Below are 22,079 nucleotides of genomic sequence, written 5' to 3'. Positions count from 1 at the left end.
GTCTCGATCCAAGAGAGCGGCGACGAATCCTCTCTCTTTGGCATGGAGGTTGCGAAGCAGCGGCGACGAATGTCTATCCGATGCTGACCCATATCATCGAGCGCGTCCTGCAGGCGCTGGCCGTCATGCTGGTCATGTCGGCGCTGGTCTTCGTCGGCGTCTACGCCATCGGCAACCCGATCGACGTGCTGATCGGCCCCGATGTCAGCCAGGACATCCGGCTCGACACCATCGCCCGCTACGGCCTGGATAAGCCGCTCTGGGAGCAGTATTTCACCTTTCTCGGCCGCGTCCTGCACGGCGATTTCGGCCGCTCCTTCGTCTTCGGCATGCCGGTGCTCGAGCTCATCCTGTCGCGCCTGCCGGCGACGCTGGAGCTGACGCTGGCGGCCGTCCTGGGAGCTGCGCTGATCGGCATCCCCGCCGGCATCTATGCCGGCTACCGCCCCGATAGCCCGCTGTCCAAGCTGATCATGGCGCTGTCCATCCTTGGCTTCTCCGTGCCGACCTTCTGGATCGGCCTCGTCCTGATCATGACCTTCGCCGTCGAGCTGCAATGGCTGCCGGCCGGCGGTCGCGGCGAGACCGCCTCGCTGTTCGGCGTCGAGTGGACCTTCCTGACGCTGAACGGCCTCTCGCACCTGCTGCTGCCGGCGCTGAACCTCGCCTTCTTCAAGCTCGCGCTGATGACGCGGCTGGCGCGGGCCGGCACGCGCGAGGTGATGCTGACCGACACCGTGAAATTCGCCCGCGCCGCCGGCATCTCCGAAGGCGTCATCCTGCGCCGGCATGTGCTGCGCCTGATCTCGATCCCGCTCGTCACCGTCTTCGGCCTCGAATTCGCCTCGACGCTCGCCTTCGCGGTGGTGACCGAGACGATCTTCTCCTGGCCCGGCATCGGCAAGCTGATCATCGATTCGATACAGTCGCTCGATCGGCCGGTGATGGTCGCCTATCTGATGCTGGTCGCCTTCGTCTTCATCATGATCAACTTCCTGGTCGACCTGACCTATTTTGCGCTCGATCCGCGCTTGCGGAAGGGACGGGCATGATGCGCAAGGAAGCGCCCATCGCTCGCTTTTGGGACGAGTTCAGGGAGAGCCGCATCGCGGTCGCGGCGCTCGTCGTCGTCGCCCTGATGATCGGCGTCGCCCTGCTCGCCCCGCTGATCGCGCCGCAGAATCCCTACGACCTCGCCAATCTCGTCCTCTCCGATGCCCGCCGCCCGCCGGGCTATGTCGGCTCCGGCGGCTATACCCATTGGCTCGGCACCGACGCGCAGGGGCGCGACCTGCTCTCGGCCATCCTCTACGGCCTGCGCATCTCCCTGCAGATGGGGCTGGTCGCCGGCGCCTTCGCCTTCGCCATCGGCGTCACGCTCGGCATCGCCGCCGCCTATCTCGGCGGACGACGCGAGGCCTTCATCATGCGCGTCATCGACTTGCAGCTCGCCTTCCCGGCGATCCTGCTGGCGCTGGTGATCTCGGCGCTGCTCGGCCAGGGCAAGGCGCAGCTCGTCACTGCATTGGTCGCCGCGCAATACGCCTATTTCGCCCGCACCGCCCATGGCGCGGCCTCGGCCGAGCGCGGCAAGGACTATGTCGAGGCGGCCCTCTCGACGCCGCTGCCGGCCCGGCAGGTGATCTGGCGGCACATCCTGCCGAACTGCCTGCCGCCGCTGATCGTGGTCGCGACCGTGCAGGTCGCAAACGCCATCGCCTTGGAGGCGACGCTCTCCTTCCTCGGCGTCGGCCTGCCGGTGACCGAGCCCTCGCTGGGCTCGCTGATCGCCAACGGCTTCCAGTACATGCTGTCGGGCCGCTACTGGATCTCGATCTATCCCGGCCTTGCCCTGATCCTGCTGATCGTCGCGATCAACCTGGTCGGCGACCAGATCCGCGATCAGGTCAATCCGAGGCTGAAGCGATGAGGGCGGATGCGGCCGCAGCGCCGCTGCTCGAAGTCACCGACCTCACCACGCAGTTTTTCACCCGCGCCGGCGTGGTGAAGGCGGTCGACGGCGTTTCCTTCTCTTTGCGCCGCGGCGAGGTGATGGGCCTCGTCGGCGAATCCGGCTCCGGCAAGAGCGTCACCGGCTTCTCGATCATCGGCCTGATCGACCCGCCCGGCCGTGTCGCCGGCGGTTCAGTGAAGTTGGAAGGCCATGAACTCGTCGGGTTGCCGCCGGACGAATTGCGAAAGCTGCGCGGCCGCGTCGTCTCGATGGTCTTCCAGGACCCGCTGATGACGCTGAACCCGGTGCTGACCATTGGCGAACAGATCAGGCTGGCGATCGAGGCGCATGAGAAGGTCTCCGCCGCCGACGCGCGTCAGCGCGCCATCGCTGGCCTCGCCCAGGTCCGTATTCCACGTCCCGAGGCGACGGTCGATTTTTACCCGCATCAGCTCTCCGGCGGCATGCGCCAGCGCGTCGCCATCGCGATCGCGCTGCTGCATCGGCCGAAGCTGATCATCTGCGACGAGCCGACGACCGCGCTCGACGTCTCCATTCAGGCCGAGATTTTGGCCGAGATGAAGGAACTCGTCGCCGAGCTCGGCACGGCGCTGATCTGGATCAGCCACGACCTCGCGACAGTCGCCTCGATTGCCCAGCATGTCGCGGTGATGCGGCTCGGCAAGATCGTCGAGGCTGGCCCGACGCTCGATGTACTGACACGGCCGCAGCACGCCTATACCCGCGCTCTGCTCGATGCGCTGCCTTCGCGGGCCAAGCCTGGGGAATTGCTCCTGCGTGGCGGCGGTGTGCCCGATGCCGCGCCGCCCGCGCGCAAACCGGCGGCAGCCGCTGCTGCGCCCGTGCCAGGCGCGCCCTATTTCGTCGCCGATCGCGTCAGCAAGCGCTTCGAGACGCGACCGAGTGCGCTGCGCGGTCTCGGCCAGAAACTCGGCCTCGTGCAGCCGCCGCCGGCGGTGATGGCCGTCGACGATGTCAGCCTGATCGTGCCGCGCGGCGAAGCGCTCGGGCTGGTCGGCGAGTCCGGCTCCGGCAAGTCGACGCTCGGGCGCATGGCCGCCGGCATCTACGCGCCGTCCTCAGGGACTGTCCGCTTCGAGGGCCGGCCGGTGATGAGCGATGGCGCGGAGCCGAAGAAGCTCACCACCCGGGTCCAGACCATCTTCCAGGACCCGTTCGCCTCGCTCAACCCGCGCATGCGGATCGGCGACGGCATCGCGGAGGGGCCGCTCGCCCATGGGCTGGTCGGCAAGGCGGGTGCGGCGGCTTACGTGCGCGACTGGCTCGCAGCGGTCGGGCTCGATCCGGCCTTTGCCGATCGCTATCCGCATCAGTTCTCCGGCGGCCAGCGCCAGCGTGTCGCCATCGCCCGCGCGCTCGCCATGCAGCCCGATCTCGTCGTCTGCGACGAGCCGGTCGCTTCGCTCGACGTCTCCATCCAGGCGCAGATCATCAATCTCCTGATGCGCCTGCGGGCCGAGCTCGGCCTGACCCTGATCTTTATCTCGCACGACCTCTCGGTGGTCCGGCATCTCTGCGACCGGGTCGCGGTGATGTATCGCGGCCGCATCGTCGAGGAAGGGCCGGCGGGAGAGGTCTACGACAACCCGCAGCACGACTACACCAGGCGACTGCTCGCGGCCGTGCCGGTGCTGCCTGAAGCGGCCGCCTGAATTCTGGAGGAACGCCATGACCGAACTCAAGCCCTGGCAATGGCCGGAGGAGACCTGGCGCGGCAAGGTCGAGCAGGTGAGAGCCGGCCGGAACCTCAAGCCGAAGAGCTGGCCGGGCGGCGCGCGCTGCGCCGTGGCGCTCTCCTTCGATGTCGACCACGAGACCAACGAACTGCGCGACGGCGGCAAATCGGTCGGCCGGCTGTCCTGGGGCCAGTATGGCAACCGCGCCGGCATGCCGCGCATCCTCTCCATGCTGGCACGCGAGGAGATCAAGGCGAGCTTCTTCGTGCCGGCGGTGACCGCGTTGCTCTATCCCGACGAGCAGCGCCGCGTCGTCGCGGAGGGCCATGAGATCGGCCTCCACGGCTGGATCCATGAGGTCAACACGGCTGTCCCCCCTGACGCGGAGCGCGAGCTGCATCTGCGCTCGGCCGACACGCTGGAGAAGATCACCGGCGTCCGTCCCGTCGGCATGCGCACCCCGTCCTGGGATTTCTCCGAGGTGACGCTCGCGGTCGAGCGCGAGCTTGGCCTGATCTACGATTCCTCGCTCTTCGCCGATGACGACCCTTACGAGCTGGTCGAGAAGGGCGAGCCGACCGGCATGGTCGAATTGCCGGTCGAGTGGATCCGCGACGATGCGGTCTATTTCAATATGAACCGCTTCCAGGCGCTGCGGCCCTACACCTCGCCCGAGGCCGTGTTCGACATCTTCAAGCGCGAATTCGACGGCGCCCATGCCGAGGGTGGGCTCTTCCTCCTGACCATGCATCCGCATGTCATCACCTACCGCTCGCGCTTCTGGATTCTCGAGGAGCTGGTGCGGCACGCCAAGGCCAGGGGCGATGTCTGGTTCGCGACGCATGCCGAGATCGCGGCCTATGTGAAGGCGCAGGCAGGCCTCTGATATCAGCGCGATTTCGGGCCGGCTGCCGTAGGGTCAGCGGGAACCGTGCCCGATTTCGGCCGTTTTCGGTTCATTCGGAATTCAGGGCGCGGGGGCGTTCATCTCCGGAAGAACAACTGGAAACGGATGTCATGACGCGCACGAAAAACCTGCTCCTGATCGGCACTCTCATCCCCACCATCGTGTTGTCGCAGGGCAGTTTCGCCGCTCCATCGCTCCAGCTTGCGCAGGCCCAATCCGGGGATGACGACCGGCCGGACCAGCGTCGCCAGCGGCCCGGTGGGCAGGAGCGCCCCGCCCCGGGTGGCCAGGAGCGCCCCGGCGCCCGCCCTGCTCCGGGCCAGCCGCCAGCAGGCCGGCCTGCTGCGCCGGAACGCCCGGCCGGTGCGGCTCCGAACGTGCCACGTCCTCCGTCCGCGCCGCAGGCCGCGCCTCCGGCCAACCGGGCCGAGCCCGAGCAGCCGCGCCGTCCGGCGCCGCCAGCCGGCGCTGCGCCGGGCCAGATCGCGCCATCTGCGCCTCAAGGGGCGCCGCAGCGGCCGGCTCCCGGCCAGATCGCGCCGCCAGCCTCGCCAGCGCGGCCGAGTGCGCCGCCGGCCCAACCCAATGCTTCGGGAGCGCCATCGGGCGACAACGGCCAGCGTCGTCAGCCGCCTGCGCAGACGGCGCCGGGACAGCCGCCCGCCACCGCTCCGTCATCGCCCTCCCGCCCCACGCCGGGGCAGGCTGTTCCGGGCAGCGGCAACCAGCCTTCCACTGCGCCGGGCGGCGGACGCGCGCCGGGTACCCTGTCGCAACCGGGTACCGCTCCGTCTCAGCCGACGCCATCCCAGCAACGGCCCAGCTTGAACGGACAGCCTGGCGCTGCACCGCCGGCCGGCCGCGCGCCCGGCGCGCTGTCGCAGCCTGGCACGGCTCCGTCTCAGCCGGCTCCATCGCAACAGCAGCCCGGCTTGAGCCGTCAGCCCGGGCAGGCAGCCCCGAGCCAGCCCGCACCCGGTCAGCCGGCGGCAGCGCCGAATGCCGGGCGCGCGCCGGGAGCCCTGTCGCAACCCGGCACGGCCCCGTCGCAGCCGGCTCCGGCCCAGCCCCAGCAGCCCTCCGGTCTCAGCCGCCAGCCCGGCCAGACTGCGCCGGGGCAAGCGGCGCCCACCCAGCCGGCTCCTGGCCAGGGCGCGCTCGGCGCCGGTCAGCCAGCAACCGGCCAGCCCGCTCCGGTGCCGAATGCTGGCCGTGCGCCAGGCGTCCCGCCGCAGCCGGGCGTTGCGCCCGGTCAGGCCCAGCCGCAGCCCGGCATGCCCGGCCAGCCCGCGCCTGACCGGCAGGGCCGTCGCGGCGGTATCGGCCTTGGTGGCGCGGCCGCGATCGGTCTTGGCGCCGCCGCGATCGGCGGCATCATGGCGACGCAGGGCGCGAACCGGCTCGACGATGTCCGCAGCCGGCGCGAGGAGCGTCGCGAGGGCGACGTCACCATCATCCGCGAGCCCGGCCGCACCATCATCCGCGGCGACGATGATCGCGTCATCATCCGCCGCGACGAGACGCAGCGCTTCCGCGATCTCGGCCTCGACACGCGCAGCGAGCGCCGCGGCGAGGAGACGGTCACGGTCTATGACCGTCCGGACGGCACGCAGATCGTCACGGTGACCGACGCCGAAGGCCGGCTGATCCGACGCTCGCGGCGCGAGCGCGACGGCGGTGAGTTCGTCATCATCGACAACATCCGCCGCGACGGGCAGCAGGCCCGCTTCGCCGAGGAGGTGGTGGTGTTGCCGCCGCCGCAGCTGCGCATCCCGCGCGAGCGCTACATCGTCGACGCCGAGCGTGCCGACGAGCGGCTGATCTACGAGACGATCACCGCCCCGCCGGTCGCGCCGGTGCCGCGCCGCTACACCCTCGACGAAGTCCGTTATTCGCCCGATCTGCGCGCCCATATGCGCAGCGTCGACATCGACACGATCAACTTCGACTCCGGCTCCTGGACGGTCACGCCGGACCAGGCCGGGCGCCTGAGGGTCATCGCGCAGGCGGTGCGCCAGGCGGTCGAGCGCGCGCCGAACGAGGTCTTCATGGTCGAGGGCCACACCGATGCGGTCGGCTCGGACGTGGATAATATCTCGCTGTCGGATCGGCGCGCGCAATCGGTCGCCGAGATTCTGACCCGCGATTTCGGCATCCCGGCCGAGAATCTGACCACGCAGGGTTATGGCGAGCAGTACCTCAAGGTGCAGACGCAGGGAGATTCCCGCGAGAACCGGCGCGTGACGCTGCGCCGGATCACGCCCCTGCTCACCGGCCAGAACCAGCAGTGACACCAAGCGGAGCAGCCTTTGGGCTGCTTCGCGCCTTTATCGGGGTCGGTCGGAACAATCGCCGGCCGCCCCTGTTCTTCTAGCGGGGAGGCTCGCCTTGCACCTGCCTGACTGGAGGAATGCCATGCGCAAAAACTCATGGGTCCTGCTCGGATTGATCACTGTAGGGTTGCTGGCGGCGGAAGCTGCCGCTGCTCAGTCCGTTTCGCCGCAAACACCACGCCAGGAGCGTGCGCCGGGCGTGCCGATGGCGCCGAATGCGGGCGAGGTGCAGAAGCTTGAGCCGCGCTCCGATCGCACCGAGGCGACGCGTGAACGCGAGCGTCTGGCACGCGATCGTTCGGGGCCGCCGGAGCCCAATCGCGAGATACCCATGCCGAAGCCGGTGCCGTCGATCATCGCGCCCACTCGCTAGAGCCTGACGCTTCGGGTTTAGATTCGGGTAACGCTCGCTACCTATGGTGGCGGCGAGGAGCTATGTCATGAGCGAGATGTCGGTCGCGATCGCGCAAAGCCTGATCAGCATGAAGTCGGCTGCGACGCAGCAGGCGCTGCAGATCGAGATGGTCAAGCAGAACGCCGATTCCGACCAGGCGCTGGTCGCCATGCTCCAGCAGGCTGCCGATCAGCAGCAAGCGATGCTCCCCGCCGGCCAAGGCGCCAATCTCGACATCACCCTCTGATTTTTTCGTTTCCGCCAACGGTGTTGTTTCCCGTGCATGGCCGCGCGGCGCTAAGCCGTGGTCCTTTGCCAGTTGCGCTGACATCACGACGGTTCTAACCTCCGCCTCGTTCCGAGGGGTGCTCGATAAGAGCTGAGATGGCCTGACGGCCGAACCCATCGAACCTGATCCGGGTCATACCGGCGGAGGGACTGGAACGCGGCTGCGCCACAAGTGCATCCGCAGACAGCGACTGGACCGTCAGACGCCCCGGATCTCCTGGACCTGCAAGGGAGGAGATCCTTTCGATGAACGCCCACACCAAGCCCCAGAAGAACAGCGTCAAGGCCGCACCGCAGACGGTGACGACCGGCCCGATCATCGGCTCGCGCAAGATCTATGTCGCCGCGCCCGAGCATCCCGACATGCGCGTACCCTTCCGCGAGGTCGTGCTGACCACCGATGCCGAGCCGCCGGTGCGCATCTACGACCCGTCCGGTCCCTATACCGAGACCGATGCGACGATCGACCTCAATGCCGGCCTCGTGCAGCCGCGCCGGACCTGGCTCGATGCCCGCGGCTTCGAGGTGGTCAAGGGCCGCTCCGTGACCGCCGCCGACAACGGCAACATCTCGGCCGAGCAGCTCGTCCCGGCGTGTCCCGCGCAGCGCCCGATCCTGCAGGCGAAGCCCGGCCAGATGACGACGCAATACGAGTTCGCCAGGGCCGGGATCGTCACGCCCGAGATGATCTACGTCGCCCATCGCGAAAATCTCGGCCGCGCCGCCATGCTGGAGGGTGCCCGGGAGCGCCATGCCGATGGCGAGAGCTTCGGCGCGTCCGTGCCGGAATTCGTCACCCCCGAATTCGTCCGCGAGGAGATCGCCCGCGGGCGCGCCATCATTCCCGCCAACATCAACCACCCCGAGCTCGAGCCGATGGCGATCGGCCGCAATTTCCTGGTTAAGATCAACGCCAATATCGGCAATTCGGCCGTGACCTCCGGCGCCGCCGAGGAGGTCGAGAAGCTGGTCTGGGCGATCCGCTGGGGCGCCGACACGGTCATGGACCTCTCGACCGGCCGCAACATCCACAACATCCGCTCCTGGATACTCAGAAACTCGCCGGTGCCGATCGGCACCGTGCCGATCTACCAGGCGCTGGAGAAGGTCGGCGGCGATCCGATCAAGCTCGACTGGGAGGTGTTCAAGGACACGCTGATCGAGCAGGCCGAGCAGGGCGTCGACTACTTCACCATCCATGCCGGCGTCAGGCTTCCCTACGTGCCGCTCACCGCATCGCGGGTCACCGGCATCGTCTCGCGCGGCGGCTCGATCATGGCGCGCTGGTGCCTGGCGCACCACAAGGAGAGCTTCCTCTACGAGCGCTTCGACGAGATCTGCGAGATCATGCGGCGCTACGACGTCTCGTTCTCGCTCGGCGACGGCCTGCGTCCGGGCTCGATCGCGGACGCCAATGACCGCGCCCAGTTCGCCGAGCTGGAGACGCTGGGCGAGCTCACCAAGATCGCCTGGGACAAGGGCTGCCAGGTGATGATCGAGGGCCCCGGCCACGTGCCGATGCACAAGATCAAGGAGAACATGGACAAGCAGTTGCGCGAATGCGGCGAAGCTCCGTTCTATACGCTGGGACCGCTGACCACCGACATCGCGCCGGGTTATGACCACATCACCTCGGGCATCGGCGCGGCGATGATCGGCTGGTTCGGTTGCGCCATGCTCTGCTATGTCACGCCGAAGGAGCATCTCGGCCTGCCCGATCGCGACGACGTCAAGACCGGCGTCATCACCTACCGGATCGCCGCCCATGCCGCCGATCTCGCCAAGGGCCATCCGGCGGCGAAGCTCAGGGACGACGCGCTCTCCCGCGCCCGCTTCGACTTCCGCTGGGAGGACCAGTTCAACCTGGCGCTCGATCCCGACACGGCTCGCGCCTTCCATGACGAGACCCTGCCGAAGGATGCCCACAAGGTCGCGCATTTCTGCTCGATGTGCGGGCCCAAGTTCTGCTCGATGAAGATCACCCAGGATTTGCGCGCCGAGGTGCAGGCGATGGGCGACAATGAGCGCGCGGCGCTCGAAGCCATGGCCTCGCAGGGCATGGCGGAGAAGTCGCAGGAGTTCCTCAAGAAGGGCGGCAATCTTTATCTGCCGGCAGCCGAATGAGCGAAATTTTGACCATGGACCGGCTCGATGCGACGCGCGTCGCCGCCGTTCTTGCGCGCGTGGCGGAGGTTCGCCCGCGCGTTCAGTGCCTGACCAACACCGTGGCGCAGAACATCACCGCCAACATGCTGCTCGCCTTCGGCGCGATCCCCTCCATGGCCATCCATGTCGACGAGGTCGCGGCGATGGCGGAGGGGGCCGGTGCGATCCTGATCAATATCGGCACCATCAATGCCGAGAGCGAGCTCGCCATCCCCAAGCTGCTGGAGGTGGCGCGCGATCGCGGCAAGCCTGTGGTCTTCGACCCGGTCTTCGTCGAGCTCTCGCCGCTGCGCCGGCACATCGCCGGGCAGGTGCTGCGCCTGCCCGATATCCTGGTGCGCGGCAACGCCACCGAGATGGCGGCGCTGTCCTTCGATCTCGCTGCGGCAAGGGGCGTCACCCGCGTCACCACCGGCAAGGTCGACCGGATCGAGAACGAGGCGGCGAGCTTTGCCGTCGCGCATGGCCATCCGCTGATGACCAGGGTCACCGGCATCGGCTGCGCCGCCGGCGCGCTGATCGCGGCCTGCTGCGCCGTCGAGGCCGACAAGGCGGTCGCGGCGGCGGCGGCCTTGACCGCCTATGGCATTGCCGGCGAAATCGCCGCCGAGCGATGCCGCGGCCCGGGCAGCTTCGAGGTCGAACTGATCGACGCGGTCGCGGCGATGGATGCGGCGACGCTCGCCGCCAGAATGGAAACGCGCCCGTGACCGTCGATATCACCCTCTACGGCATCGTCGATCCGCAGATCGCCAATGGCCGCTCCATGGCTGACCTGGCGCGCGCCGCCGTCGAGGGCGGCGCGACGCTGATCCAGCTGCGCGCCAAGACCGAGACGACGCGCGAGATGGTGCGCGAGGCGCGCGCCATCCGCTCTGCCCTGCACGGCACCAATGTGCCACTCCTGATCAACGACCGCGTCGATGTCGCGCTCGCCGCCGGTGCCGACGGCGTCCATCTCGGCGCCGACGACATGAAACCGGTCGATGCCCGCCGCCTGCTCGGCCCGCGCGCCATTATCGGCGCGACCTTGAAGCATGAAAGCGAGTTGCCGGAGTTGGCATCGGCGAAAATCGACTATGCCTGCATCGGCGGCGTCTTTCCGACCGCGCACAAGGACAATGCGGGTGCGGCGCTCGGCCTCGACGGGCTCGCCACCTTGCGCCGGGCCGCGGCGCGCGCGCTCGGCGCCCTGCCGGTCGGCGCCATCGCCGGCATCACCGCTGCCAATGCCGGCTCGGTGATCGCGGCGGGCGCGGATGGCGTCGCGGTGATCGGCGCGCTCTTCGGCGGCGACGATGTAAGCGGGGCGGCGCGCGACCTGCGGCTCGCGATCGAGACCGCGCTGTCGCTGCGGGTTACAGCGGGCGCCTGATTTAACCGGCGATCTCGGCAAAGCGCTTCGGCAGGGCAAAGCCGTGGCCGAGCGGATCGTCCGCTTCGATGACGAAGCTGCCTTCGCCGGCGAGATGGCCGCGGCCGCCGACCTCGACCGTGACGGCGCCGACGGCCGGGAAATCGACGGGACCGATCACCTTGCCGGTGAAGGTGCCGCCGGTGATGCTGCGAATATTGCGGCTCCTGCCGATCGGGATCAGCCCCTTGGCATGGTCGAGCGCCATGCGGGCGGTGACGCCCGAGCCTGTCGGCGAGCGGTCGATCTGGCGCTCGGCGAAGACGCAGAGATTGAAGCTGTCCTCGCTTGGCCCGGCTTCGTCGGTGACGATCGTGCCATAGAGGAAGCCGAGATCGGGCTCGGTCGGATGCGCGATCCTGCGGCTCGCTCGGACCTGGTCGGTCAGCGCGCCGGCCGCCGCGACGATGTCCTCGACCGGCGTCTGCATCAGGTCGAGCCCGAAGCGCGAGGCCGGCAGGATGCAGTAATAGGCGCCGCCATAGGCGATGTCGGTGACGATATCGCCATAGCCGGGCACCGGGACGACGAGGTCGCGTGCTTCGACGAAGGCCGGCACGCTCTCGAAGCTGACATTGCCGACCTTACCACCCTCGACCTCGCAGGCGAGCCGAACCAGCCCGCACGGCGCCTCGATGGCGAAGCGCGCGACCGGTGCGGTCGCCTCGACCAGCCCTTGTTCGATCGCATAGCGGCCGAGCGCGATCGTCGCGTGGCCGCACATGGTCGAATAGCCCTCATTGTGCGTGAAGAGCACGCCGAAGGCCGCTTCGGGGTGGCTCGCCGCGACCGGGATGACGCCGTACATGCCGTCATGCCCGCGCGGCTCCAGCATCATCGCGCGGCGCAAATGGTCGTGCTGCTCGCGGGCCTGCCGGCGCTTGTCGAGGATACCCGCGCCGGTGAGTTGCGGGTAGCCTGACGTGACGATGCGCACCGGCTCGCCGCAGGTATGGTAGTCGATGTAAGCGAGACGCGTCACAGCAGTCCGCGCTTCGCCAGGTTGCGCATCAGATGCGAGGCGCCGAAGCGCCAGGGCTCGCATTCGTCGGTGCGGCGCATGCGGTTGACCAGCGCGCCGAGCTCGGGCGCCGAGATAGTGACGACGTCGCCGTATTTATGGGTGAAGCCGCCGCCGGGCGCGTCGCGATCCTTGATCGGCGCGAACATGGTGCCGAGATAGAGCACCGCCCCGTCCGGATACTGGTGGTGCGGGCCGATCATCTGCGCGGCGAGGTCGGCCGGGTCGCGGCTGATCTTGGCGATCGAGGACGAGCCTTCCAGCGTGAAGCCGTCCTCGCCCGCGACGGTCAGGCTCACCGTCGTCCGGCGGACATGGTCGAGCGAGAAATCACCGTCGAAGAAGCGGATGAACGGGCCGATCGCGGCGGCCGCATTGTTGTCCTTGGCCTTGCCGAGCAGCAGCGCCGAGCGCCCTTCGACATCGCGCAGGTTGACGTCGTTGCCGAGGCTGGCGCCGACGATGCGCCCGTCCGAGGCGACGACCAGCACGATCTCCGGCTCGGGATTGTTCCAGCTCGAGGCCGGGTGCAGGCCGGCATCGGCGCCGGTGCCGACCGCCGACATTGGCGGCGCCTTGGTGAAGATCTCGGCGTCCGGCCCGATCCCGACTTCAAGATACTGGCTCCAGCTGTTCTGGGCGATCAGCACCTCCTTCAGCTTCATCGCCTCGGGCGAGCCAGGCTTCAGCTTGGAGAGGTCGTCGCCGATGAGCTTGCCGATCTCGGTGCGGATTGCGGCGGCGGCGGCCGGGTTGCCGCGCGCCTTCTCCTCGATGACGCGCTCGAGCATCGAGACGGCGAAGGTGACGCCGGCGGCCTTGACCACCTGCAGGTCGACGGGGGCGAGCAGCCAGGGCTTGCCGTCATTGCGGCTGGCGGCCGCGCTGTTGGCGAGGAGATCGGCGAGCGAGCCCAGGCTCTCGCCAGCAGCGGCGCGCAGCGCCGTCGCCGGATCGGCCGTCTCGCAGAGATCGCGCATGGTCGGGAAGGTCGCGGTGACGTCGATCACGGTCTCGCCCTGCAGCTTGACCACGGACGGTCCGGCGAGATCCGGGCGCCAGACCCGGCCGGCCAGCGCGGCGCGGTCGGCATCGGCCGGCAGGGTGTTGGCGGGCGTAAGCGAGAGCGAGGGCATGGCTGATCCAGGTTGTGTGCAGTGTACAGGTTGGGTGCGAAGAACAGCCGCTTCCGCGGGAAATCGCAAGTGCGCGGATGCGCGTCCACAGCGGGGCGGAAATGTCATCGTTTTGTCATTGAACTGTCGCCCCGGCTTCATGCTAGCTTGCGCACCAACGACAAGAACGCCCGCGCGTATCGGGGGCTGAGAGGGAGCTGATCATGACCTTCAAATCGATGACCCTGACCGCGGTCGGCGCATTCGCGCTCGTCGCCGCTTCGCCGGCCCTGGCACAGACCGAAATCCAGTGGTGGCACGCGCTGACCGGCGCCAACAACGACGTCGTCGTCAAGCTGGCCGAGGAATTCAACGCCTCGCAGAAGGACTACAAGGTCGTCGTCGCCTATAAGGGGTCCTATCCCGACACGCTGAACGCCGGTATCGCCGCCTTCCGCGCCGGCAACGCTCCGCACATCCTCCAGGTCTTCGAAGTCGGCACCGGCACGATGATGTCGGCCAAGGGCGCGGTGAAGCCCGTGCACGAGCTGATGAAGGAAGCGGGCGAGACCTTCGATCCGAAGGCCTATCTGCCGGCGATCACCGGCTACTACTCGACGGCCAAGGGCGAGATGCTCTCCATGCCGTTCAACTCGTCCTCGATGGTGATGTGGTACAACAAGGACGCCTTCAAGAAGGCGGGCCTCAACCCCGATGCGCCGCCGAAGACCTGGCCCGAGGTCTTCGAGGCCGGCAAGAAGCTCAAGGCTGCCGGCTGGGACAAGTGCGGCTTCACCAATGCTTGGGCGCCCTGGGCCAACATCGAGCAGTTCGGCGCCTGGCACAACATTCCGCTCTCGACGCAGGTCAACGGCATGGCCGGCTTCGATGCCGTCCTCAATTTCAACAAGAGTCCGCTGTTCCTCAAGCACTGGACCAATCTGGCCGAGCTGCAGAAGGACAAGACCTACGATTATTCCGGCCGCACCAATACCGGTGAAGGTCGCTTCACCTCGGGCGAATGCCCGATCATGCTGACCTCCTCGGGCTTCTTCGGCAACGTCAAGGCCAACGCCAAGTTCGACTGGGCCAATGCGGCGATGCCGTATTATCCGGAGGCTGCCGGCGCGCCGCAGAACTCGATCATCGGCGGCGCTTCGCTCTGGGTCATGGGCGGCAAGAAGGCCGACGAGTACAAGGGCGTCGCCAAGTTCTTCACCTTCCTCTCCAATGTCGATCTCCAGGTGAAGCTGCACACCGAATCCGGCTATCTGCCGATCACCAAGGCGGCCTATGAGAAGGTCAAGGCGTCCGGCTTCTACAAGGACAAGCCCTATCTCGAGACCCCGATCCTCGAGCTCAACAACAAGGAGCCGACCGACAACTCCAAGGGGCTGCGCTATGGCAGTCTGGTCCAGATTCGCGACATCTGGTCGGAGGAGCTGGAGGCGGCGCTGAACGGGCAGAAGACGCCTCAGGCGGCGCTGGATGCCGCAGCCGAGCGCGGCAACCAGATGCTGCGCCAGTTCGAGCGCACCGCGAAGTAAGACAAGACTGATCGAAGGCCGGGATCATGATCCCGGCCTTCCTTGCCGCCGGGCTGGCCGATGCAGAAATATGCTCACTTCAAGGGGCTGACGATTCCGCTGCTGCTGCTCCTGCCGCAGCTCGCGATCACGATCGTCTTCTTCTACTGGCCGGCGAGCCAGGCGGTCTGGCAGAGCTTCCTGCTGCAGGACGCCTTCGGCATTTCGACGCAATTCGTCTGGTTCGAGAACTATCGCGAGCTGTTCGCCGATCCCGGCTACTACAAGGCGCTGATCAACACCGCGGTCTTTTCCGTTTTCGTCGCGGTTCTCTCGCTTTCCCTCGCTTTGCTCTTCGCGGTCATGGCGGATCGCGCCATCCGGGGCGCCGAAATCTACAAGACCCTGCTGATCTGGCCCTATGCTGTCGCCCCCGCCATCGCCGGCGTGCTCTGGATCTTCATGTTCGACCCCTCGCTCGGCATGCTGGCGCGCGGGTTGCAGTCGCTCGGCTTCAACTGGAATCCGCGCCTCAACGGCAATGACGCGATGACGCTGGTCATCCTGGCCGCGACCTGGAAGCAGATTTCCTACAATTTCCTGTTCTTCCTCGCCGGCCTGCAATCGATCCCCAAGAGCGTGATCGAGGCGGCGGTGATCGACGGCGCCCGGCCGATGCGGCGCTTCTGGACCATCGTCTTCCCACTGCTCTCGCCGACGACCTTCTTTCTGCTCGTCGTGAACCTCGTCTACGTCTTCTTCGACACCTTTGGCATCATCGACACCATCAGCGGCGGCGGCCCTTCGGGCGCGACCGAAACGCTGGTCTACAAGGTCTATTCCGATGGCAAGGGCGGCGCCAATCTCGGCGGCTCGGCGGCGCAGTCGGTGATCCTGCTGATCATGGTCATCGGCATGACCGCGATCCAGTTCCGCTTCATCGAGCGCAAGGTGAACTACTGATGCGGTGGAGCCGCTCCCTCGGCTTCGTGGCGCTCGCGGGCCTCTGCCTCGCGCCGGCTCTGGCGGCGGCGCAAGGCCGGGTGATCGACGCCTGGAGGGGTGTGGTGCTGAACTGCGGCCCGGGCACGGAGCTGGCCTGGTCCGACCGCATCTGCAAGCTGCTGATCGGCGAGATGCGCAAGCAGGCCGATGCCGCAAAGATCGCCTTCGTCGCGGTGCCGACCCCTTCCGACGACGTGACGCTCGACCGTCGCGCCTCCGAGGAAGGGCTCGACATCTTCAGCATCCTGCACGTCCGCTTCGGCATCTCGCAGCCGACAGGCAGCCTGAGGAACCGCGACCTGACGCTCATCCTGCGGTCCTTGAGCGCCGGCTCACTGTTCGAGATGCGCAAGGACGGGCCCTACAAGGTGTTGAGCTATACGCCCATGATCTCGATCAACGAGGCGGAGGCCGCCGCGCGAGCGCCCTGGGTGGCGCAGACGCTGGCGGAGCTCTTCTTCACTCCGATGCTGAAGGCGCGCCCATGACCTCGGTGCTCTGGCAGGACCTCACCGCCGAGGAATTGCGCGAGAAGGCGGCGAAGGATGCCGTCGTCGTGCTGCCGGTCGCCTCGATGGAGCAGCACGGCCCGCATCTGCCTGTCGGCGTCGACACCATCCTGTGCGGCGGCGTCTGCAGGCTCGCGGCCGAGCGCGCGGATGGCGTCGAGGTCGTGGTCGCGCCGACATTGTGGTGCGGCATGGCCGAGCACCATATGGCCTTCGGCGGTACCTTCACCTTCGACATCCCGACCTATCGCGCCGTGCTGCTGGCTTTGCTGAAGAGCCTGGAGCGCCACGGCTTCCACCGCGTCGTCATCGTCAACGGCCATGGCGGCAACATCGCAGCACTCGGCGCCTTCCTGCCGGACTTCGCCAGGGAAACCTCGCTCCAGATCCGCGCCACCACCTATTTCCTGCTGGCGCAGGAGGCGATGGCGCCGTTCATGGACGACCAGATCAGCGTGCTGCACGCCTGCGAGGTCGAGACCTCGATGATGATGGTGCTGGCGCCGGAGACGGTGAGGCAGGATCGCTTGCCGGAAGCCTTCGGCATGCTCGATGCCGACCTCACCGCGCTGACCCGCCCGACGGTCGGCCAGTACCGGCCCTTCCGCGAGATGACGCAGACCGGCGTGATCGGCGATGCCCGCAAGGCGACGGCGGAGAAGGGCAAGGCCTTCCTCGATGCTTCGGCCGATGCGCTGGCGAAACTCTTGAGCGACCGGGGAGGGCAGGGCTGATGGTCGAGGACCGCCGCCTGGGCGATGCGATCGCCTATGTCATCCTGACGATCGGCGTGCTGATCGTCGCCTTCCCGGTCTGGCTGACCTTCGTCGCCTCGACCTGGGACAACGCCACCATCATCAACGGGCAATTGCCGCTCTATCCCGGGCCGCATTTCTTCGAAAACTACTATCGCATCCTCTTCGTCGGCACCTCGTCCTCGACCCGCGAGCCGGTGCTGGGGATGATGTTCAACTCCTTCGTGATGGCGATGACCATCGCGATCGGGAAGATCTTCATCTCCGTGCTTTCGGCCTATTCGATCGTCTACTACCGCTTCCCCTTCCGGATGGCGGCCTTCTGGATCATCTTCGTCACGCTGATGCTCCCGGTCGAGGTCCGCATCTTCCCGACCTTCAAGATCGTCTCCGATCTCGGCATGCTCGACAGCTATCAGGGCCTGGCTGTGCCCTTGATCGCCTCGGCCACCGGCACGCTCTTGTTCCGGCAGTTCTTCATGACCATTCCCGACGAGCTGCTGGAGGCCTCGAAGATCGACGGCGCCGGCCCGTTCAAGTTCTTCAAGGACACGGTGCTGCCGCTCTCGCTAACGACGATCGCGGCCTTGTTCGTCATCCAGTTCATCTATGGCTGGAACCAGTATCTCTGGCCGCTGCTGATCACGACCAAGGACTCGATGCAGACCATCGTGATCGGCATCCGCAAGATGATCACCACCTCCGATGCCTTGACCGAATGGCAGCTCGCCATGGCCACCGCCATGCTCGCCATGCTGCCCCCGGTCTTCGTCGTCATCGCCATGCAGAGGCTCTTCGTGAAGGGCCTCGTCGAGACAGAGAAGTAGCCCGCCAATGGCTCAGGTCACGCTCAGCAACGTCAAGAAGATCTATGCCGGCGGCGTCGAGGCGGTGAAGGGCGTCTCCTTCGACATCCCCGATGGCGGCTTCTGCGTCCTCGTCGGCCCATCCGGCTGCGGCAAGTCGACCCTTTTGCGCATGGTCGCCGGACTGGAGACGATCTCGGCCGGCGAAGTCGCGATCGGCAGCCGTGTCGTCAACCAGGTCGAGCCGGCCGACCGCGACATCGCCATGGTCTTCCAGAACTACGCGCTCTATCCGCATATGAGCGTCTACGACAACATGGCCTATGGCCTGCGCAATCGCGGCACGCCCAAGGACGAGATCGAGAAGCGCGTCGCCGAGGCCGCCCGCATCCTCGCCATCGAGCCCTTCCTGCAGCGCCGCCCGCGCCAGCTCTCCGGCGGCCAGCGCCAGCGCGTCGCCATGGGCCGCGCGATCGTGCGCAAGCCCCAGGTCTTCCTGTTCGATGAGCCGCTCTCCAATCTCGACGCCAAACTGCGCGTGCAGATGCGCGTCGAGATCAAGAAACTGCAGCGGGCACTGGGCGTCACGGCGATCTACGTCACCCACGACCAGGTCGAGGCGATGACGCTCTCGGACAAGCTGGTGGTGATGAATGGCGGCCAGGTCGAGCAGATCGGCCTGCCGGCCGATGTCTATCGCAAGCCGGCGAGCCGCTTCGTCGCGACCTTCATCGGCTCGCCGCCGATGAACCTGCTGCCGGCCAAGCTCGACGGGCACGGCATCATCGCGCTTGGCGATGCCCTGCTGCAGGCGCGCGACCTGCGCGAGGATCTGCCTGCCGGGACGGCGGTCGAGGTGGGTTTGCGGCCCGAGGACATCGAGATCGCCTCGGAAGGCGCGGTCGGCTCGCTGCCCTTCGACGTCGAGTTCATCGAGGAGCTCGGCGCGACCCAGCTCTTCCACGGCCAGCTTGCGGGCAAGCCCTTCGTCATGCAGGCGGCGACGGGAGAGGTTGCGGCACAGGCCGGCCGGCTCTGGATCTCGGTCGATCCTGACAAGGTCCACGTCTTCGATGCGCAGAGCGGTGTCAGGCTGGGGAAGGCTTGAGCTCGAACCGCGACGTAGAACCCCTCTCCTGGATGGGAGAGGGGCAGGGGTGAGGGACCGCCGCTGATCGATAAGCGGAGCGTTGCCGTTGCGCCTTTTGCGGATAGGGCAGGCCCTCATCCCTGCCCTTCTCCCACACGAGAGAAGGGTTCCCCGCGCCTCTCTTTGAGCGTTGGTGCCGAGCTTCAGCTCACGGGCGCGTATTTCACCACGCAGCCATAGGCCTTGGTCGCCGGCTCCGAGACCGCCTTGCCGGCCTTGAGCTCGGCCACCGCCTGGCGGACATAGCTCCTGGCGCCGGTCAGGCTGGACGCGCTCGACGAGGGCTTGTCGTCGATCGCGCCGGCATAGGCGAGCGTGCCCTTGGGATCGATGATGTACATGTGCGGCGTCGTCTGGGCGCCATAGGCGCGCGCCAGCTGGCTCTTCGGGTCGAGCAGGATCGAGGCCGGGGCGGCGTCGCGCGTCTTCGTGAGTTCCTTGGCCTTGGCGGCGTCGACATGGCCCTGCTCGCCGGCGGGTGAGGAGATCACCGAGAGCCAGACGATGCCGTCCTTGGCCATGTCCTTCTGCAGGGTCTGCATGGTCGCGCTGTTGTAGTGCTTCCGGACATAGGGGCAGTCATGGTTGGTCCATTCGAGGATCACCGTCTTGCCGGCATAGTCGGAGAGCTTCTGCAGCTTGCCGTCGACGTCGACGACCGAGAAATCGGGCGCCTTGGCGCCGGGCTTGGCCGCGCTCTGGGCGAAGGCGGCACCTGAGGCGAGCGCCAGTGCGGTGGCGGCAAGGCCGGCAATGAAAAGCTGTCTGGTCACGTCGGTCATGTCTGTCTCCATTGGTCGGTGGCAGAGGGGTTGGCGTGGGCAGTGCTCTGTTATCGTGCGGTAGCGGTCTTCACCTCTTTGCCGGCGGCGCGCTGTGCAGCGCTCACCACGGTCTCGGGCGTCAGCAATTGCGGCAGCACCTCGGCCTGCGCACCCTTCGTCCCCGGATAGAACAGATAGAGCGGCACGCCGGCGCGGCCGTACTCGGCCAGCGTCGCGGCGATCTCGGCATTGCGATTGGTCCAGTCGGCTTTGAGATAGCGGACGCCGAGCTTGGCGAAGGCGTCCTTCACCTCCTGCCGCGACAGCGCGACCCGGTCATTGGCGAGGCAGGTGATGCACCATGCGGCAGTGAAGTTGACGAAGACCGGCTTGCCTTGCGCCTGCAGTTCCGCCACCCGCGCCGGCGACCATACCCCCGGCGCATCCGTTCCGGCCTGGGCGGTCGGCTGGGCCGAGGGCGTCGCGCTCTCGATGACGAAGGCAGAGGCCGCGCCGACGAGCAGTATGGCGACTGCAGCCGCGACGGCGCGCAAGGCACGGCCGCTGCCGCGGGTGACGCCGATCAGCCAGAGCGCGAAACCGGCGACGAGGATCGCGACGAGCGCGGCGAGGGCGCCATCGGCGCCGGCCTGCATGGTCGCGACCCAGACCAGCCAGATCGCGGTCGCGAACATCGGGAAAGCGAAGGCCTGCTTCAGCACGATCATCCAGCGGCCGGGCTTGGGCAGCAGCCGCAGCAGCCCGGGCGCGAAGGACAGTGCGACCACCGGTGCGGCGAAGCCGAGCGCCAGCGCCATGAAGATCGCGATCGCCGCGGCCGGCGGCTGCGTCAGCGCGTAGCCCATGGCCGCGCCCATGAACGGGGCGGTGCAGGGCGTCGCCACCACGACGGCGAGCGCGCCGGTCATGAAGGCGCCGACCGGGCCGCTGCGGCTGGCGAGCCCGTCGCCGACACCCTGCAGGCGGCCGCCGATCTCGAAGGCGCCGATCAGGTTGAAGCCGATCAGCGTCATCAGCACGGCGAGCAGGATGACGAGCGGCGGCGACTGCAGCTGGAAGCCCCAGCCGGCGCCGAGCGCGATCACGGCCGAGGCGAGCACGAAGAAGGTCGCGAGCACGCCGGCGAGGAAGAGCAGGCCCTGCTGGCGGACCTCGCCGCGGCTCGCCTGCGCCACCTGCGCGAAGCCGAGCGCCTTGATGAACAGCACCGGCAGCACGCAGGGCATCAAATTGAGGATCAGCCCGCCGGCAAAGGCGAAGGCCAGTGCCAGAAGCAGCGTCAGATCCTCGGCCGGGGGCGGCGGCAGCGTCACCTTTGCTGGCGCTTGCGCCGGAGCGGCTGCGGCCTGCAGCAGGGCGGGCTCGACCTCGGCGCTGAGCGCAAGCGCGCGCTTGCTGCCGCCTTCCGTGAAAGTGAGCACGCCGTCGGTCGTCGGCGCGCCCACCTTGAAGGCGGTGGAGCGGGTGAGGGTGAGCGCGCCGTTCGCCAGCGGCTGCTCGGCTGCGTGCTCGATCAGCGTGTCGAGGACCGGGAAGAAGCGGATATCGCCGGCGCCAGCCGGCAGGCCGGGCAAGGTGAGCGCGAGCCTGTCCTCTCCCTTTGCCGTCAGCTTGGCGGTGAAGCCGGCCGGCTTCGGCAGGGCAGCGATGGCCTGATCGATCTGCGCCTGCGCGGCGCTATCGACCTGGGCTGCTGCTGCGACGGGCACGTCGAGCGTGAAGGCGCCCTCTTCGGGAATGCAGATCTTCTCGCAGACCAGCCAGGTCGCCTTGGCCGAGAGTGTCAGCGTCTCGCCGGGCTTGGCATTGGCCGGGACCGAGATCTCGACAGGCAGAACGACGGTGTCCTCGAAGCCGAAATTGACGAGCGGCTCGACCCGGATCGCCTTCGGCGCCGGCCACTGGATCGCGCCGGCGCTCACGCCGTCCGGCAACGTCCAGTCGATCTTTGTCGCCTCGCCGGAATCGCCGGGGTTCTGCCAATAGCTGTGCCAGCCCGGCGCCAGCTTCTGGGTGAGGGCGACCTGGAAGCGCTCGCCGGGTGCTATGGCATCGCGGCTCGACAGGAGCGTCGCGGTAACGCGCGGTGAGGTGACGGCGGCGGATTCGGCGGCGAGCAAGGGCGCAGGCGCCAGCAGGGCCAGCGCCAATGAGGCACGCTGCAACAGCCGGTGTGTGGTCCGGCGCGAAAGGCTCGTCGCGGTCATGCTGATCAGATGCCTGCTTCCGCCGC

Annotated in this window: 20 protein-coding genes and 1 riboswitch; of the genes, 16 read left to right on the top strand and 4 right to left on the bottom strand. The window is 67.6% G+C overall.

Going from position 1 to position 22,079, the window contains the following annotated elements:
• The first annotated feature begins 80 nt into the window (after positions 1-80).
• The 10 genes from VGV58_RS22900 (at position 81) to thiE (ending at position 11,135) form a co-directional block, all read left to right on the top strand.
• Complete coding sequence (locus tag VGV58_RS22900) at positions 81-1,052, top strand: ABC transporter permease (RefSeq protein WP_326876360.1); 972 nt, start codon at positions 81-83, stop codon at positions 1,050-1,052.
• Positions 1,049-1,930: an ABC transporter permease gene (locus VGV58_RS22895; RefSeq protein ID WP_326876359.1), complete on the top strand. Its 882-nt coding sequence runs from the start codon at positions 1,049-1,051 to the stop codon at positions 1,928-1,930. The genes VGV58_RS22900 and VGV58_RS22895 overlap by 4 nt, the downstream gene beginning before the upstream one ends.
• Positions 1,927-3,648, top strand: coding sequence for an ABC transporter ATP-binding protein (locus VGV58_RS22890; protein ID WP_326876358.1), 1,722 nt, complete (start codon positions 1,927-1,929; stop codon positions 3,646-3,648). Before VGV58_RS22895 ends, VGV58_RS22890 begins: the two co-directional genes overlap by 4 nt.
• A gap of 16 nt (positions 3,649-3,664) precedes the next feature.
• Positions 3,665-4,558 carry a polysaccharide deacetylase family protein gene (locus VGV58_RS22885; RefSeq protein ID WP_326876357.1) on the top strand — a complete coding sequence of 298 codons (894 nt, stop codon included), beginning with the start codon at positions 3,665-3,667 and terminating at the stop codon, positions 4,556-4,558.
• A gap of 953 nt (positions 4,559-5,511) precedes the next feature.
• The gene (locus VGV58_RS22880; protein WP_326876356.1) at positions 5,512-6,870 is read left to right on the top strand and encodes an OmpA family protein; all 1,359 of its coding nucleotides are present in this window, start codon (positions 5,512-5,514) and stop codon (positions 6,868-6,870) included.
• Positions 6,871-6,994: 124 nt separating this feature from the next.
• Positions 6,995-7,285 carry a hypothetical protein gene (locus VGV58_RS22875; RefSeq protein WP_326876355.1) on the top strand — a complete coding sequence of 97 codons (291 nt, stop codon included), beginning with the start codon at positions 6,995-6,997 and terminating at the stop codon, positions 7,283-7,285.
• 67 nt (positions 7,286-7,352) lie between these two features.
• Positions 7,353-7,553: a hypothetical protein gene (locus VGV58_RS22870; protein ID WP_326876354.1), complete on the top strand. Its 201-nt coding sequence runs from the start codon at positions 7,353-7,355 to the stop codon at positions 7,551-7,553.
• 104 nt (positions 7,554-7,657) lie between these two features.
• Positions 7,658-7,762: riboswitch (TPP riboswitch) on the top strand.
• A 78-nt stretch (positions 7,763-7,840) separates the two neighbouring features.
• Positions 7,841-9,718: a phosphomethylpyrimidine synthase ThiC gene (gene thiC, locus VGV58_RS22865; protein WP_326876353.1), complete on the top strand. Its 1,878-nt coding sequence runs from the start codon at positions 7,841-7,843 to the stop codon at positions 9,716-9,718.
• Entirely contained in the window at positions 9,715-10,470 is a 756-nt protein-coding gene (locus VGV58_RS22860; protein ID WP_326876352.1) for a hydroxyethylthiazole kinase, read from the top strand. The genes thiC and VGV58_RS22860 overlap by 4 nt, the downstream gene beginning before the upstream one ends.
• On the top strand, positions 10,467-11,135 hold the full coding sequence (gene thiE / locus VGV58_RS22855) for a thiamine phosphate synthase (RefSeq protein WP_326876351.1): 669 nt from the start codon (positions 10,467-10,469) through the stop codon (positions 11,133-11,135). The genes VGV58_RS22860 and thiE overlap by 4 nt, the downstream gene beginning before the upstream one ends.
• A 1-nt stretch (position 11,136) precedes the next feature.
• Here the strand turns inward: thiE and VGV58_RS22850 are convergent, their stop codons facing one another.
• Positions 11,137-12,156, bottom strand: a complete 1,020-nt coding sequence (locus VGV58_RS22850) for a proline racemase family protein (RefSeq protein ID WP_326876350.1) — start codon at positions 12,154-12,156, stop codon at positions 11,137-11,139.
• Positions 12,153-13,331: a fumarylacetoacetate hydrolase family protein gene (locus VGV58_RS22845; protein WP_326876349.1), complete on the bottom strand. Its 1,179-nt coding sequence runs from the start codon at positions 13,329-13,331 to the stop codon at positions 12,153-12,155. The genes VGV58_RS22850 and VGV58_RS22845 overlap by 4 nt, the downstream gene beginning before the upstream one ends.
• Before the next feature lie 203 nt (positions 13,332-13,534).
• On the opposite strand from VGV58_RS22845, the gene ugpB reads away from it, so the two are divergent.
• Genes ugpB through VGV58_RS22815 form a run of 6 tightly spaced genes read left to right on the top strand, consistent with a single transcriptional unit; the run spans position 13,535 to position 19,019 of the window.
• Positions 13,535-14,857 carry a sn-glycerol-3-phosphate ABC transporter substrate-binding protein UgpB gene (ugpB, locus tag VGV58_RS22840; RefSeq protein WP_326876348.1) on the top strand — a complete coding sequence of 441 codons (1,323 nt, stop codon included), beginning with the start codon at positions 13,535-13,537 and terminating at the stop codon, positions 14,855-14,857.
• Between the two features lie 60 nt (positions 14,858-14,917).
• Positions 14,918-15,799: a sn-glycerol-3-phosphate ABC transporter permease UgpA gene (ugpA, locus tag VGV58_RS22835; RefSeq protein ID WP_326876347.1), complete on the top strand. Its 882-nt coding sequence runs from the start codon at positions 14,918-14,920 to the stop codon at positions 15,797-15,799.
• The gene (locus VGV58_RS22830; RefSeq protein ID WP_326876346.1) at positions 15,799-16,329 is read left to right on the top strand and encodes a hypothetical protein; all 531 of its coding nucleotides are present in this window, start codon (positions 15,799-15,801) and stop codon (positions 16,327-16,329) included. Before ugpA ends, VGV58_RS22830 begins: the two co-directional genes overlap by 1 nt.
• Complete coding sequence (locus tag VGV58_RS22825) at positions 16,326-17,084, top strand: creatininase family protein (protein ID WP_326876345.1); 759 nt, start codon at positions 16,326-16,328, stop codon at positions 17,082-17,084. Before VGV58_RS22830 ends, VGV58_RS22825 begins: the two co-directional genes overlap by 4 nt.
• Positions 17,084-17,932, top strand: coding sequence for a sn-glycerol-3-phosphate ABC transporter permease UgpE (gene ugpE / locus VGV58_RS22820; RefSeq protein WP_326876344.1), 849 nt, complete (start codon positions 17,084-17,086; stop codon positions 17,930-17,932). The genes VGV58_RS22825 and ugpE overlap by 1 nt, the downstream gene beginning before the upstream one ends.
• Positions 17,933-17,939: 7 nt before the next feature.
• Entirely contained in the window at positions 17,940-19,019 is a 1,080-nt protein-coding gene (locus VGV58_RS22815; protein WP_326876343.1) for a sn-glycerol-3-phosphate import ATP-binding protein UgpC, read from the top strand.
• 185 nt (positions 19,020-19,204) lie between these two features.
• On the opposite strand, the gene VGV58_RS22810 is transcribed toward VGV58_RS22815, so the two are convergent.
• Entirely contained in the window at positions 19,205-19,843 is a 639-nt protein-coding gene (locus VGV58_RS22810) for a thioredoxin family protein (protein ID WP_326876342.1), read from the bottom strand.
• A gap of 50 nt (positions 19,844-19,893) precedes the next feature.
• Positions 19,894-22,053, bottom strand: a complete 2,160-nt coding sequence (locus tag VGV58_RS22805; protein ID WP_326876341.1) for a protein-disulfide reductase DsbD family protein — start codon at positions 22,051-22,053, stop codon at positions 19,894-19,896.
• Positions 22,054-22,079 lie beyond the last annotated feature (26 nt).

The sequence above is a fragment of the Allobosea sp. genome, assembly GCF_035944895.1.
Classification (GTDB): Bacteria; Pseudomonadota; Alphaproteobacteria; order Rhizobiales; family Beijerinckiaceae; genus Allobosea.
This window is presented reverse-complemented; position numbering and strand designations above follow the sequence as displayed.